Origin of the sequence: Burkholderia sp. SIMBA_051, assembly GCF_046534915.1 — a bacterium.
Classification (GTDB): domain Bacteria; phylum Pseudomonadota; class Gammaproteobacteria; order Burkholderiales; family Burkholderiaceae; genus Burkholderia; species Burkholderia ambifaria.
Genome location: NZ_JAWRXS010000008.1, coordinates 130,651 through 143,800 on the forward strand (window position 1 = coordinate 130,651; position 13,150 = coordinate 143,800).

The window sequence follows — 13,150 nt, forward strand, 5'->3', positions numbered from 1 at the left end:
ACGCAATGGCGCCGCGGGCTGAATGCCTGCGGCGCCATTTTTTTGAAGGTCGCCGACGTCGTGCAACGACTCGGCTCACGCGTCAGGCCATCGTCCTCAGCCAGTCGAGCAGCGCCGACTGCGCACTTCCGTCCTTCACCGGCTCCGGCGTCAGCAGGCAATAGTGCGAGCCGTCTTCGACGAAACCCATCGGCGCGACCAGCACCCCGCTTGCGAGGTCGTCGCGAACGAGGTGCCACGGGCCGATCGCGACACCCAGCCCCGCGACGGCCGCCTGAAGGCTGAAATAGAAATGGTCGAACATCTGGCCGCGCCCGCTGCCCGCCGGTTGATGCGCGACCGCCGCCCATTCCTTCCATGCGTCCGGCCGCGTGCGTGTGTGCAGTCGCGGCGCGCCACGCTTCAACGCGCGGCCATCGCGACTGTCGGAAAACCACGGATCTACCTTGTCGGGCCGGCATACCGGACCGACCTTCTCCGCGAACAGTCGCTCCGCGTGATAGCCGGCGGGCCACGTAAAATCATCCCGGCGAATCGCCATGTCGATGCCGTTGTCGAACGAGAACGGGCCGCCCGCCGCCGCGAGATGAATCTCGACGCCCGGGTATGCCGCCTGGAAATCCCGCCAGCGCGGCATCAGCCAGCGCATCAGCAGCGTGGGTTCGCACGACAGCACCCAACGCTGCGCACGGGCCGCGTCGGTCCGCACCTCATGCGCGGCCCGCCTCATCAGGTGCAGGCCGTCATGGACGGCCTGCGCGAGCTTGCGGCCCGCGTCGGTCAGGAACACGCGACGACTGCGCCGCTCGAACAACGCCACACCCAGGTCGTCTTCGAGCAGACGCACCGCACGACTGACCGCGCCATGCGTCACGTGCAGTTCGTCGGCGGCACGGCTGAAATGCTCGTGGCGCGCCGCCGCTTCGAAGCAGCGCAGCGCCATCAGCGACGGCAGCGCGGCACGGACGTTCTGTGAGCCAAACTCACCATCCTGGTCAGAAATCATCGCTTTTCCCGGCGAATCGTGATCCCTAATATTGGCGCATCACGAAGAAAATCGAAAGGACGATGCAATGACGGAATGGATAGTCGTAGTCACCATCACTGTGCTTGCCGTGATCAGCCCGGGGCCGGATTTCGCGATGGTCACGCGCAACAGCCTGATGCTGTCGCGCCGTTCGGGCTTGCTCACCGCATGGGGGATCGCGCTGGGCGTGACGGTTCACGTGAGCTATACGCTGCTCGGCGTGGGCCTGCTGGTCCGCCAATCGCTGTGGCTCTTCAACGCCGTCAAGCTCGTCGGCGCGATCTATCTGATTTACCTCGGCGTGAGGATGCTCGCAGCCAGGCCTGCCGATGGTCGGCCCGCGACGCAGGCCGCGCCGCTGTCCGATCAGGCGGCGCTGCGCACCGGCTTCCTGACCAACGCGCTGAATCCGAAAACCACCGTGTTCATCGTCAGCCTGTTCATGCAGGCGGTCCGGCCCGACACGCCGTTGCACGTGCAGATCGGCTACGGCCTGTTCATCGCGCTGGCACATGCAGGCTGGTTCAGCCTGGTGGCGGTCTGTTTCTCCGCCGATGCCGTCCGAGATCGCTTGTTGTCGTTACGTCACTGGATCGACCGCACCTTCGGTGTTCTGCTCGTCGGCTTCGGGATCATGCTGGCCGTTGCGCGCGGCGGTCGCTGAGCGGCACGGAATCGACTTGATCGACGGGCTCGGCTTCCTTTCACACTGTCCATAAAATATAGATTTTTAGTCTACTCTGGACATTATGTTTTGAAAGGCAGATACTTGGCAGCATCGCTTTCCAGGCCAACCGGACAAAGGAACGACCATGAAGATCAAGGAATTCGGCGTCGAACGCTGGATGGATCTGTACGAGAACCGCTGTACGTACAACCTCGCGGAAACGTGCGTCGAATCGCTGACCGTCGATCAACTGCTGACGATGACCGGCACGCAGGACACGCTGCTCGACGAGCTGCGGCCGATGAAGCTCACGTATGGCGCGATCGAAGGCACGCCGCGCCTGCGCGAAGCGATCGCGTCGACCTACGCGCGCCAATCGGCCGCGAACGTGATCGTCACGCACGGCGCGATCGGCGGCAACGCACTCATCTACGAAACGCTGGTCGAGCCGGGCGATACCGTCGTGTCGGTGTTGCCGACCTACCAGCAGCACTACTCGATTCCGGAAAGCTACGGCGCGAACGTGAAGGTGCTGAAGCTGCGCGAGGAAAACGGGTTCCTGCCCGATCTCGATGCGCTCGCGTCCCTCGTCGACGACAACACGCGCCTGATCGCGATCAACAACCCGAACAACCCGACCGGCTCGCTGATGGACGAAGCGCTGCTCGGCAAGATCGTCGAGATCGCGCGACGCTGCGGCGCGTACGTGCTGTGCGACGAGGTCTATCGCGGCACCGATCAGGCCGGCAGCGGCTACAGCGCCTCGATCGCCGACCTGTACGAACGCGGAATCAGCACGGCGAGCATGTCGAAGACGTACTCGCTCGCCGGGCTGCGGCTCGGCTGGATCGCGGGGCCGGTCGAGCTGATCCACGCGGTGAGCGTCCGTCGCGACTACAACACGATCAGCGTCGGGATGATCGACGACTACCTCGCGACGCTCGCGCTCGAGCACCGCGATGTGATCCTGAAGCGCAGTCACGACATCGTGCGCACCAACCTCGCGATTCTCGATGCATGGGTCGAACGCGAGCCGGCGATTTCCTGGGTCAAGCCGAAGTCGGGCACGACGGCGCTGCTCAAGTACGCGTTCGACATGCCGTCGCGCGCGTTCTGCACGGAGCTGATCGAGGCAACCGGCGTGATGTTCACTCCGGGCAGCGCGCTCGACATGGAAGGCTATGTGCGGATCGGTTACGCCAACAACCGGACGGTGCTCGAGCAAGGGCTCGCGCGCGTGTCGGAGTATTTACGCGTGAAGGCCGGCTGAGCGAAGGCGGTGCGTGCGACGCGCACCGGCCTTCACTTCACGACTGCATGCACGATGCCGCGAGTTTCCCGACCGCGATCACCGCCTGCTCGATCTCCGGCGACCACGGGCTGCTGTAGTTCAGCCGGATGAAGTTCCGGTAGTTGTCGGTGATCGAGAACATGTAGCCGGGCCCGATCGTGATGCCCTGCTCCAGCGCGAGCTGGTACAGGCGCATCGCGTCGACCTGTGCCGGCAGCTCGACCCACAACACGTAACCGCCCGCCGGGCTCGAGATGCGCGTGCCTTCCGGGAAGAACCGCGACACCATCGCGCGCATCAGGTTCGCCTGCTGCGCATACGCCTTGCGCAAGCGCCGCAGATGATGCTCGTAACCGTCGCGTTCGAGAAACTCGGCGATCGCCAGCTGCGGCAGCGACGGCGTCGCCAGCGTGTTCAGGAACTTCAGCTTCTCGACCTGATCCCGATAGCGGCCCGGCAACGCCCAGCCGATCCGGTAGGCTGCCGTCAGGCTCTTCGAGAACGATGAGCAGTGCAACACGATGCCGGTGCGGTCGTAGGACTTCAGCGCGCTCGGATGCGACTCGCCGAAATACAGTTCGTTGTACACGCCATTCTCGATGATCGGCATGTCGGCTTTCGTTGCGAATTCAACCAGTTCGCGCTTGCGCTCGTCGGGCATCTGGAAGCCCAGCGGGTTCTGGAAGTTCGGCATCACCATGCACGCGGCGATCGGCTGCGACTTTGCAATGGCCGCCAGCGCCGCGATGTCGATTCCGTATTCCGGGTGCGTCGCGACCTCGATCGCCTTCATCCCCATCCGCTCGATCGCGTGCAACATCGCGTAGAACGTCGGCGACTCCACCGCGATCGTGTCGCCCGGTTTCGCAACCGCCTGCAGGCACAGATTGATCGCCTCAGTCGCGCCGACCGTCACGATGATCTCGTTCGGATCGACCGACATCCCGTTTTCCAGATAGCGTCGCGCGATCTGCCGGATCAGGCGCGGATGGCCGGGCGGCAGCCCGTCCGTCACGCCCCACAACGACTTGTCGCGGCCGGCTGCATACGCATAACGGTTCAGCTTCTCGAACGGAAACAGGCTCGGGTCCGGATACGGCGAGCCGAGCGGCACGGCGTCGTCGGTGCCGATCGAGCGCAGCGTCGACAGCACGAGCCGGCTCATGTCGACCGACGACGAGATCGCGATCGGCTTCGACGGCCGCAGCTCGCGCACCGGCGCGTGGTTGTCGTCGCGGCGCAGGTTCACGAAGTAACCCGACTGCGGCCGGCTTTCCAGCAGCCCGCGGCTTTCGAGCAGCAGATATGCATGCAGCACGGTCGTGATGCTGATCCGGTGCTGCTGGCTCGCCTGCCGCACCGACGGAATCCGGTCGCCGTGCCGGTACACGCCCTGGCGGATCAGGCGCTCGATGTCGTCCGCGAGTTTTTCGTAGAGCTTCATCGCGCGCTCCCCGCCGGCCTGCGCATGCGCGCCGCCGTCCCGTGCGCGTCCGATACGCGCGTGTTCTGCCCGCCGACCGGGCTGTCGTTCTGCCTGATTGCTCCCTCCGGTTTTGCCTTTTCCATCGCAGTGGCTCGCTTTTGAAAATGCGCCGGGAGGTTCCGTTACAACAGGATCCGCGGCACTGTGCACTTGATGAATGAATCTTAAGAGCAGAACAGTTGGTGGCGGGTACACACATCGAACACGGGAACAAGAGTACAGTTCGGCGCGGATCGCGCAGAGCGGGGCAACTGTACGTCTTATGAAATGGCCGAATGGCCGGAGAACTTGCGCACGGCGCGGCGGGATTGCCCGGCACACCCGCCGCGCGGGCGTTCGTCGGCTATCGCAATTGGGGTGCAATACTGTGCGCCCGCTCGGTTTCATTGCCGGAGTCAGACCATGCACTATCCAATCGACCAGACAGCCGGCCCGGGCGACGGAGCCCGCGCCGCCGGGCAAGTACCGAAATGGCGCCAGAACGAAACGACCGACCCATCGGAAAGTGCATGACTGACCGCCCCCTCGTTGCGCTGCTGGTCGCACGACTGACCGGCACGGCCGACCATCCGCGCTTCACCGGCACGCCGATCGACCTGTCGACGCTCGATGCGCATGCGCTCGGCGCGGTCTGGCCGGCATTGCGCCGCGTCGAGCACGAGATCATGCAGCGCGACCACGCATACGACGACCCGCGCGCCGAATTCGCGCGCTGGCTGCGCCGGCAGATCGATGCGCTCGGCCTCGTGCCGCTCGTCGACGCCGATGCGGCGCTCGAGCTGTTCCGCGACATCCCGGCCGGCGGATGGAAGCGTGCGCTGGAGGATCTGCCCTGCCTGGACGCGCTGCCGTTGCCCGCGCTGCAGGCCGAACTCGCCCGCATCGTCGCCGAACCGGAGGAAGGCAGGCTGCGCGCGGTGTCCGCGTATGGCGCGTATGCGCTCGACTGGTTCGCCGGCCGCCGCGACTTCTCGGCGCGACGCGCCGCGTATACGCAAGCGCTGGCGGACTCGCCGTTTCGCGTGCGCGAACTCGACGTGCTGCCCGAGCTCGGCCCGGCCGCGCTGCTCGCGCTGGCCGCGACGAACGACGGCTATTTCGCGCCGAAGCGGCTGTGGATCGACTTAAGCGATCCGGCCGTCACGCTCGCGCAAGACGCCGCGTATGTCGCATTCGCGCGCGACGCGCTGACCGACGCCGCGCGGCAGGTCGCGGCGCTTCATGCCGGCGCCGTGCCGTACGAGGCCGACCGCGCATTCACGACCGACGACGCGCAGGTCGTCGCGCGCGCCGCGCGCGTGGCCGCCTATCGCGACGAAGCCTGGCTGCGCCCGTTGATCGGCCCGCTGCTGACGGGCGTGTGCGTCGCACCGACCGCCGCGAAGACCGCGCCGTCGCAGTCGCTCGCGATCGCACTCGGCCACGCGGTCGAGACGATCCCGACGCCCGAGAGCGTGCGCGCGCTGCGCGACGCGCTCGCCATCGTGCGTCATGCGGGCGTGCAGAAGAAGCTCGCGCGCAACCTGAAACCGGCCGAACGCGCGCTCGGCGAGCGGCCGCACACCGCGCTGCGGATGACGCTCGACGCCAAGCCCGACAAGAAGCAGCTCGCGATGCTCGCCGCATGCATGGAAGCCGGCTTCTGGCAGCCGATGTCGCTCGGCCACGCCGAATGGCGCGAGCGGCTCGTCGATGCGCCGGCCGGCGCCGCGTTCTCCGCGCGGATGATCTGGCAGGCACGCGGCCGCGATGGCGCGACGCAGTCGTTCATGCCTGAGATCGCGAAGGGCAAGGTCGTGCCGCGCGACGCGGCCGGCCGCGCATGCGACATCGCGGCCGACAGCGACATCCGGCTCTGGCACCCGCTGCTGGCCGACGCGGACGAGCGGCTCGCATGGCAGCGTGCGATCGTCGGCCGCTCGCTGCGGCAACCGGTCCGGCAGGCTTTCCGCGAGTATTACGTGCCGGCCGATGACGACGCGTCGGCCAGCGATTGCGCGATGTTCGAAGGTCACGTGCTGTCGAGCCGGCCGCTGCTCGGCGTCGCGCGCCGCGAAGGCTGGTCGATCCGCGCGTACGACGACGGGCTCGTGCGCGAATTCGGCGACGTGCGCGCCACCTTTCTTGTCGACGCGCGGCTCTATCCCGGTTCGGAAGGCCACGGCACGTCGCGTCGGCTGTACGTCGAGCGCCGGCACGAACGGCGCTGGGCGCCGGTGCCGATCGGCGAGATCGATCGCGTCGTCTTCTCTGAAATTGCACGCGCGGTCGACCTGCTCGTCAGCGTGGCCGCGTTCGCGCTCGACGACGACGCAACGCGCGCGGCCGCCGCGGCGCTCGCGACGGACCCGGTCCGCCAGCGCGCGCTCGACACGGAGCGCCAGCACCGCCTGAACCGGTTGTCGGATCTTCCATTGGGCGTGATGGCGCGCCATCGCCAGCACGTGCTGTCGCTCGTGTTCGCCGAACCGGTTGCGCAAGGGAGGATCACGATCGACGAACGCCACGTACGCGTCGGCGCGTGGGCGGTGCATTGCGCGACCGGACGCGTGACGCGCGACGGCGAGCCCGTCGAACCCGCGATCGAGCCGCCGCCGTCGCCGCTGCGCGCGGTGCCGTGGCTGCCTTACGACGAAGCGCTGCTGCAGCGGATCGTCGATGTCGTGGCGGGGTTACTGATCGATTGATCGACGCCCGGCAGCCCGTGTCATCGCGCCGCCTGCTGCCGCTGCACCTCCTGCGCTTTCATCCGCAGATACGCGCCCCGCTCGACTTCGTGCAGTTGCTGCGGATACTGCTCGGTGGCGTCGAACCAGCGCCCGAGGCGCTGCTCGAGCGGTTTGTCGAGCGTCGCGAGATATGTGTCGATCGCGAGGTAGTAGCGCATCGTGTTGCGCTCCAGCAATCCGCGCACGCCGCCGATATATTGCGGCTGCGCCGTCGATGCGCCGCTCGCGACCGTGAACCCGACCTTGTCGCTGCCGGCCGTCGCGAGGTAGGTCTTCATCGCCATGCGGCCGACCGTGCCGAAGCCGTACGAATACGTGAGGTGCAGGAACGTGCGCGACGCGCCGATCGGCACGGCCTCCAGCGCGATCCGGTAGTCCTTCGTGCCCATCGGGCCGCTGTCGGCGGTCAGGTCGACCTGAAAGTAGTCGGGCGTCGCGGCGGCCACGCCGTAGCGGAACTGCACGCGATAGGTATCCGACAGCTTCTGCTCGATCTTGCGGCCGAGGTTCACGTCGAGCACCGGGCCGTTGCTGCCGGTCGATGCATGGCAATACTTCGTGTTCAGATGCAGGATGAGCACCGCGCACCAGTTGGCGGGGCCTTGCGCGGGATCGTTGAGCTTGCCGTTCACGACGGAGAATGGATAGTCGACGACCGCGTAGATATCACCCTTCAGCGTCGACGATGCCTCGGACGATTCGAGGTACAGCGGGCGGTGGAACGGGTTGTTCTTCAGTTGCTCGCCGAGGCTGTGATAGCGGTCGAGCAGCGCCGCCGCGCCGTCCGCGCCGAACGACAGCGCACTCCAGCCGACGCATAGCGCCGCGACGAGCGCGTGCCATGCGCGGCGACCGTATCGCGGGCCTTGCGGGTGTGGGGTTGTCTCCATTGTTGTGCTCCAGTGCGGCGTGCGGGTTGGCGCGCCAGTTTCACGGAAGATGCCGACCGCTATCGGCTTCGCTTCACCGGGACCGGCAATTGCGCGGCGGTGATCCGGATCAGCGTCGACAGCCATTCGCGCTCGTCCCAGCGGTCGCCTCCAATGACGAGATGCGGTTTTGCTGCCGGATACGGTGGAGCTTCGTCGCAGGCACCGACAAACGCACGCCCGTCGGACGTCGGCTTGACGAACAACCGGTCGTCGCACACCAGCGCGACCATCTTGCCGTCACAGTAGATTCCGTATTCGCCGAACATCTTGCGGGCCGACACCGTGCCGGCCAAGGCCATCTGCTCGACGATGAAATCGACGGTTCCCTGACTCGATGCCATCCACCCACTCCGTGACCGAATAACCGTTCTGACCGTCATCGATGCCGTGTCGTTCCGTTCGATCCGCTCGCGCCCCGCTTATTTGTCCGCCGAAAACGCACTCGACATCTGCCGTGCCCGCTTCACGTCATCCCCGTGCAGATAGATCGACGTCGTCGAGATCGACGCATGCCGCAGGTTGTCGCGCACGGTCGTCAACTCGGCGCCCCGCGCGAGCGCGTGCGTCGCATGCGTATGCCGCATCCAGTGCGGGCTCGCCTGCCGCAGCTTCTGCGCGAGCGCGGGGTTGTCGGCATCGACGAGCGCGGCCGTCTGCGCGAAGAACCGCTGCATCACCTTCCACAGCCGCACGCTCGTGATCGCGGCCGCGCCGTCTTCCGCGAGGCTCGGAATCAGCGGCGTATCGGGCCGCCAGCGCACCGGCGTGACCGGCAGCCGGCGCGCGACCAGATAGCGATCGAGCGCCGTGCGCGCGAGCGGCGGCAGCGCGACGCGCGCGGCCTTGCTGCCTTTGCCGATCACCTTCAGCCACGCGTCGCCGTGCGCGTCCGTGTCGATGTCGCCGAGCGTCGCGCCGACCAGCTCGCTCGCGCGCAGCCCGGTCGCATAGCCGAAATCGAGGATGAAGCGCAGCCGTTGCGCGGCGGCCGGCGTCCAGCCGGACGCCGGCGCGCCGGACGGCTTGTCCTTGCGAAACTCGAGCCCGTCCGCGATCGTGCGCACGAGCAGCCACTCGCCTTCGGTGAACGCATGCGACGTGTCGAGCGCATTCGCGCCGCGCGTGTCGCGCACCTTGACGCCCGCGAACGGATTCGCGAGCAGGTAGCGCTGCTCGATCAGCCAGCGGAACAGCGCGCCGAGGACCGACAGCGTGTACGCGGCCGAGCGCGCGGACAGCCCGCCCGAAAACGGCCGCCAGTCCGGCGCGCCGCGCGGCCGCACCGGGCCGACCCAGCGCTCGTGCGGCGTCGGACGCCGGATGAACGCGCGATACGCGACCGCATCCTCGGTCGTCAGCGACGACAGCGCACGGCCGCGCTCGACGATCGCCCACAGGATCAGCCGCTCGGCCTCCTTGCGGTACGCGCGTCGCGTCGCGGCCGATTCGTGCAGCGACAGCCATGCGTGCACGGCCGCGTAGTCGTTGTCCGCATCGAGCGTGCTGGTGGCGCGCGGCGCGCGGAACGTGCCGGCCGATCCGTCGACCTCGTGCGGCAGCTTCAGTTGTTCCCACGGCACGATGCTGCCGCGCGGCGTCGCGGCAATCAGTGCGCGCGCCCGCTCGGTCAGGTCGGGATGCGCGGAAAAGAACGCCTCGATATGCCGCGCGCTCGCCACGCCGAGCCCCGCGATCGCGCGCCACCACTGACGCCGCCGCGGAATCCGCACGGTCAGGTCGGCGAGCGTCGCGATCCCGTGCGCACGCAGCGCGGCGACCGCACGCGCCGGCAGCCACAGGCCGACGTCGTCGCTGATCTGCGGCACCGGCGCGCGCGCATGGCGCAGCACGCCGATCGCATCGGTCGCGGCCTTCGCCATCTGCACGCGCTCGCGGTCGGCATGGCCGAGCTGCTCGGCGAGATCGGGCCGTCCGGCCTGCCGCGCGACACGCACGAGGCGACGCCGAATTGCGCCGATCACGCCGCGCGCCGAGCGCCCTTCGCCGAGCCGGCCTGACAGGTAGCGCTCGACGGCCTGGCGCACGGTCATGCCCGCGTACCACGCACGCAGCGCGGCGAGTTCGTCGGCGTCGGGAAAGCCCGCGAGCGCGGGCGCGGAATCGGAGAAAGGCGGCAGGGTGAGGCGCGATGTCATGGGCGCAAGTTTGACAGAACTGCGCACGGTCGCAAACGGCCGACGCGCGGTACGACACCTGCGCGATGCCGTGCGCCACCGGCATCGCGCAACGGCGCTCAGCCCGCCACAGGCGTGCGCCGCACTTCCGACAGGTAGATGAGAATCAGCGACACCCACACGATCCCGTACAGGAACATGAAGCATGTCGTGCGCACGCGCAGCAAGTCGAGCAGCATGCCGAACAGGATCGGCAGCAGGAAGCCGCCAAGCCCGCCCGCAAGGCCGACAATGCCCGTGACGACGCCCATGTTGTCCGCGAAATCGTCGGCGACGTACTTGAAGGTCGACGCCATCCCGAACGCGAACACCGCGCCGAGCACGAAGGTCAGCGCGACGAAGCCGGCCACCGGCATCGCGAGGCTCAGCGACGCGGTGCCGTCGATCGTGTGGATAACGAAGTCGGTCGCCGGATACGACAGCAGGAACAGCGCGATCCATGCGACCCACAGCCCCCACCACGTGACCGCATGCGCGCCGAAGCGATCGGACAGCGCGCCGCCGAGCGCGCGCAGCACGGAGCCCGGCAGCGAGAAGCCGGCCGCGAACGCGGACGCCATCACGAGCGACATCCCGTATTCGCTCTTCAGGTACTGCGGGATCCACAGCGACAGCGCGGTGAAGCCGCCGAACGTGATCGAGTAGTACTGGCACAGCCGCCACACGCGCGGGTCGCGCAGCACCTTGAACGAGTCGAGCATCGAGCCGCCGCGCTTGCCCGCGCCGGGATCGGGCGCCGACGCGAACCAGAAGATCACGGCCGTGACGAGCAGCGCGACCGCATAGACGCGCGGCACGAAGCGCCAGCCGTACGCGGCGAGCAGCAGCGGCGTGACGAACAGATTGACCGCGGCGCCGCACGTGCCGGCGCCGAACACGCCCATCGCGAGCCCGCGCCGCTTCGGCGGGAAAAAGCGCGCGACATACGGCGTGCCGACCGCGAACGACGCACCGACGCAGCCGAGGAACAGCCCGATCACGAGGAACTGCCAGAGCTGCGTCGCGTAGCTGACGATGTAGACCGGCACCGCGCACACGACGAGCAGCACCGTCATCACGATACGGCCGCCGAAGCGGTCGGTCCACGTGCCGAGCGGCAAGCGCATCAGCGCGCCGGTCAGCACGGGCGTCGCCGTGAGCAGCCCGAACTCGGTGCTGTTCAGGCCGAGATCGGTGCGCAACTGCACGCCAAGCACGCCGAACATCATCCACACGACGAAACACACCATGAACGCGAGCGTGCTCGCGGCCAGCACCGACCACGCGCGCAGCGGAATGGTCTGCGGATCCGCAGCCACGCCGACGTTAACTTGTTGAGTTGCCATATGTAAAACCCCGTTTCATTGGACGAGCGGCCCGTTCGCGCCGTCGAAGGTCACGCCTTCGACACGCGCGCCGCCCGCGAGTATCGCCACGTACTGCCGCATCGCCCGTTGCCGCACGCGTTCCGACAGGTATGCGGCGATCTGGCCGGCGGCTTCGTCGAACGGCACGATGTCGCCCGGCACGCGGCGCTCGATGCGCACGATGTGAAAGCCGAAGCGCGTGTTGACGAGTTTCGGCAGCACGCCGAGCCCGTCAGTGTCGAACAGCGCGGCCTCGAATTCCGGCACGGTGTCGCCGCGCAGCAATTGCCCGAGGCTGCCGCCGACTTGCGCCGACGGGCAGTTCGACGATTCGCGCGCCACTGCTTCGAACGTATCGGGCGCGGCGACCACGTCGGCGAGCGCGCGTTCCGCGCGCTGCCGCAGCGGCGCGAGCGGCACGCGGTCGGTCACCGCGAACAGCACGTGGCTTGCATAAACGATGTCGTTGCGGCGAAAGCGCGCCGGATGCTGCGCGTAGTAGCGCTCGCAATCCGCTCGATCGGGTTCAGGGACGTGCGTCAGCTCGCATTCGAGCAGCGCGTCGACCGTCGCGTCGTCGAGCGGCGCGCGTTCGTCGATCAGCGCGAGCGCCACCGCGCGCTGCCGCAACAGCTCGCGCACCGCAAGCGCATGCCGCGCCGCATCGAGCGGATCGCGCGCATCGCCGTGATGCGCGGCTTCCGCCGCGATGGCCGCGTCATCGATGGCAATGCCGTTGATCGTCAGCGGCATCGTCGCGACTTCGGAGAGAACGTCGTTCATGTGGCCTCCTCAGCGCTTACGCACGAGCTGGTACGGGCGGATCAGGTACGCGACCGATGCGATGCCGCTCCAGATATGTACCATCCGCGTGAACGGCGACACGAGAAAGATCGTGAAGCCGAGCAGGATATGCAGCCGGTACGTCAGCGGCACGCCGACGAGCAGGCTCGCGATGTCCGGCCGGAACGTGACGACGCCCTTCACGTAGTCGGTGAGCTGCTCGAACATCACGCCGTCCATGTGGCGCGTCGACAGCACGACGGTGCCGAGCCCGAGCGCGAGCTGCACCCACAGCATCAGCACGATCATGATGTCCGACGTGCGGCTGTTCTTGCGGATGCGTGCGTCGCCCAGGCGCCGCCAGATCAGGATCGTCAATCCGATGATCGCCGCGACACCGGCCGCGCCGCCCGCCACCATCGCGACGAGTTGGTGCCCGGACGCCGACAGGAACGGCGACACGAGCCAGTGCGGCGCGAGGAAACCGCCGAAGTGCCCGAGCACGACGACCAGCACGCCCCAGTGGAACAGGTTGCTGCCGAGCCGCAGCATGCCGTGGCGCAGCAGCTGCGACGAATCGCTTTTCCACGTGTATTGCTCGCGGTCGAAGCGGATCAGGCTGCCGACCAGCAGCACCGCGAGACAGATGTACGGGTAGATCCCGAACAGGAACTGATGCAAGTAAGCGTTCATG

11 protein-coding genes are annotated in these 13,150 nt (G+C 67.5%); 3 read left to right on the forward strand and 8 right to left on the reverse strand.

The annotated features are described in order from the left end of the window. Window positions 1-82: 82 nt before the first annotated feature. Entirely contained in the window at window positions 83-1,006 is a 924-nt protein-coding gene (locus SB771_RS20895; RefSeq protein ID WP_175661165.1) for a LysR family transcriptional regulator, read from the reverse strand. Window positions 1,007-1,073: 67 nt separating this feature from the next. On the opposite strand from SB771_RS20895, the gene SB771_RS20900 reads away from it, so the two are divergent. Together SB771_RS20900 and SB771_RS20905 are read left to right on the forward strand one after the other, a co-directional pair. Beyond that, a complete protein-coding gene (locus tag SB771_RS20900; RefSeq protein ID WP_175661286.1) occupies window positions 1,074-1,691 on the forward strand; it encodes a LysE family translocator in 618 nt (205 codons plus the stop codon). 148 nt (window positions 1,692-1,839) lie between these two features. Continuing rightward, window positions 1,840-2,964, forward strand: coding sequence for an aminotransferase (locus SB771_RS20905; protein ID WP_175661164.1), 1,125 nt, complete (start codon window positions 1,840-1,842; stop codon window positions 2,962-2,964). Window positions 2,965-3,001: 37 nt separating this feature from the next. Here SB771_RS20905 and SB771_RS20910 read toward each other — a convergent pair whose 3' ends face one another. Further along, a complete protein-coding gene (locus SB771_RS20910; protein ID WP_165754679.1) occupies window positions 3,002-4,429 on the reverse strand; it encodes a PLP-dependent aminotransferase family protein in 1,428 nt (475 codons plus the stop codon). A gap of 551 nt (window positions 4,430-4,980) precedes the next feature. Here SB771_RS20910 and SB771_RS20915 point away from each other — a divergent pair. Further along, window positions 4,981-7,158, forward strand: a complete 2,178-nt coding sequence (locus tag SB771_RS20915; RefSeq protein ID WP_175661163.1) for a DUF4132 domain-containing protein — start codon at window positions 4,981-4,983, stop codon at window positions 7,156-7,158. A 20-nt stretch (window positions 7,159-7,178) separates the two neighbouring features. On the opposite strand, the gene SB771_RS20920 is transcribed toward SB771_RS20915, so the two are convergent. The 6 genes from SB771_RS20920 to narI all read right to left on the reverse strand — a co-directional run bounded on the left by SB771_RS20920 (window position 7,179) and on the right by narI (window position 13,149). Beyond that, window positions 7,179-8,090: a hypothetical protein gene (locus tag SB771_RS20920; RefSeq protein ID WP_175661162.1), complete on the reverse strand. Its 912-nt coding sequence runs from the start codon at window positions 8,088-8,090 to the stop codon at window positions 7,179-7,181. A 59-nt stretch (window positions 8,091-8,149) separates the two neighbouring features. Continuing rightward, window positions 8,150-8,473, reverse strand: coding sequence for a TfoX/Sxy family protein (locus tag SB771_RS20925; RefSeq protein ID WP_175661285.1), 324 nt, complete (start codon window positions 8,471-8,473; stop codon window positions 8,150-8,152). A 78-nt stretch (window positions 8,474-8,551) separates the two neighbouring features. After that, on the reverse strand, window positions 8,552-10,288 hold the full coding sequence (locus tag SB771_RS20930; RefSeq protein ID WP_175661161.1) for a site-specific integrase: 1,737 nt from the start codon (window positions 10,286-10,288) through the stop codon (window positions 8,552-8,554). 98 nt (window positions 10,289-10,386) lie between these two features. After that, window positions 10,387-11,652, reverse strand: a complete 1,266-nt coding sequence (locus SB771_RS20935) for an MFS transporter (RefSeq protein WP_175661160.1) — start codon at window positions 11,650-11,652, stop codon at window positions 10,387-10,389. Between the two features lie 15 nt (window positions 11,653-11,667). Beyond that, entirely contained in the window at window positions 11,668-12,456 is a 789-nt protein-coding gene (locus tag SB771_RS20940; protein ID WP_175661159.1) for a peptidylprolyl isomerase, read from the reverse strand. Window positions 12,457-12,465: 9 nt separating this feature from the next. Further along, entirely contained in the window at window positions 12,466-13,149 is a 684-nt protein-coding gene (gene narI, locus SB771_RS20945; protein WP_175661158.1) for a respiratory nitrate reductase subunit gamma, read from the reverse strand. Window position 13,150: the final 1 nt, after the last annotated feature.

Bases quoted from the DNA above. Each gene is read 5' to 3' on its own strand.
- SB771_RS20895 (WP_175661165.1), bottom strand. From the start codon at position 1,006: ATGATTTCTGACCAGGATGGTGAGTTTGGCTCACAGAACGTCCGTGCC.
- SB771_RS20900 (WP_175661286.1), top strand. From the start codon at position 1,074: ATGACGGAATGGATAGTCGTAGTCACCATCACTGTGCTTGCCGTGATC.
- SB771_RS20905 (WP_175661164.1), top strand. From the start codon at position 1,840: ATGAAGATCAAGGAATTCGGCGTCGAACGCTGGATGGATCTGTACGAG.
- SB771_RS20910 (WP_165754679.1), bottom strand. From the start codon at position 4,429: ATGAAGCTCTACGAAAAACTCGCGGACGACATCGAGCGCCTGATCCGC.
- SB771_RS20915 (WP_175661163.1), top strand. From the start codon at position 4,981: ATGACTGACCGCCCCCTCGTTGCGCTGCTGGTCGCACGACTGACCGGC.
- SB771_RS20920 (WP_175661162.1), bottom strand. From the start codon at position 8,090: ATGGAGACAACCCCACACCCGCAAGGCCCGCGATACGGTCGCCGCGCA.
- SB771_RS20925 (WP_175661285.1), bottom strand. From the start codon at position 8,473: ATGGCATCGAGTCAGGGAACCGTCGATTTCATCGTCGAGCAGATGGCC.
- SB771_RS20930 (WP_175661161.1), bottom strand. From the start codon at position 10,288: ATGACATCGCGCCTCACCCTGCCGCCTTTCTCCGATTCCGCGCCCGCG.
- SB771_RS20935 (WP_175661160.1), bottom strand. From the start codon at position 11,652: ATGGCAACTCAACAAGTTAACGTCGGCGTGGCTGCGGATCCGCAGACC.
- SB771_RS20940 (WP_175661159.1), bottom strand. From the start codon at position 12,456: ATGAACGACGTTCTCTCCGAAGTCGCGACGATGCCGCTGACGATCAAC.
- narI (WP_175661158.1), bottom strand. From the start codon at position 13,149: ATGAACGCTTACTTGCATCAGTTCCTGTTCGGGATCTACCCGTACATC.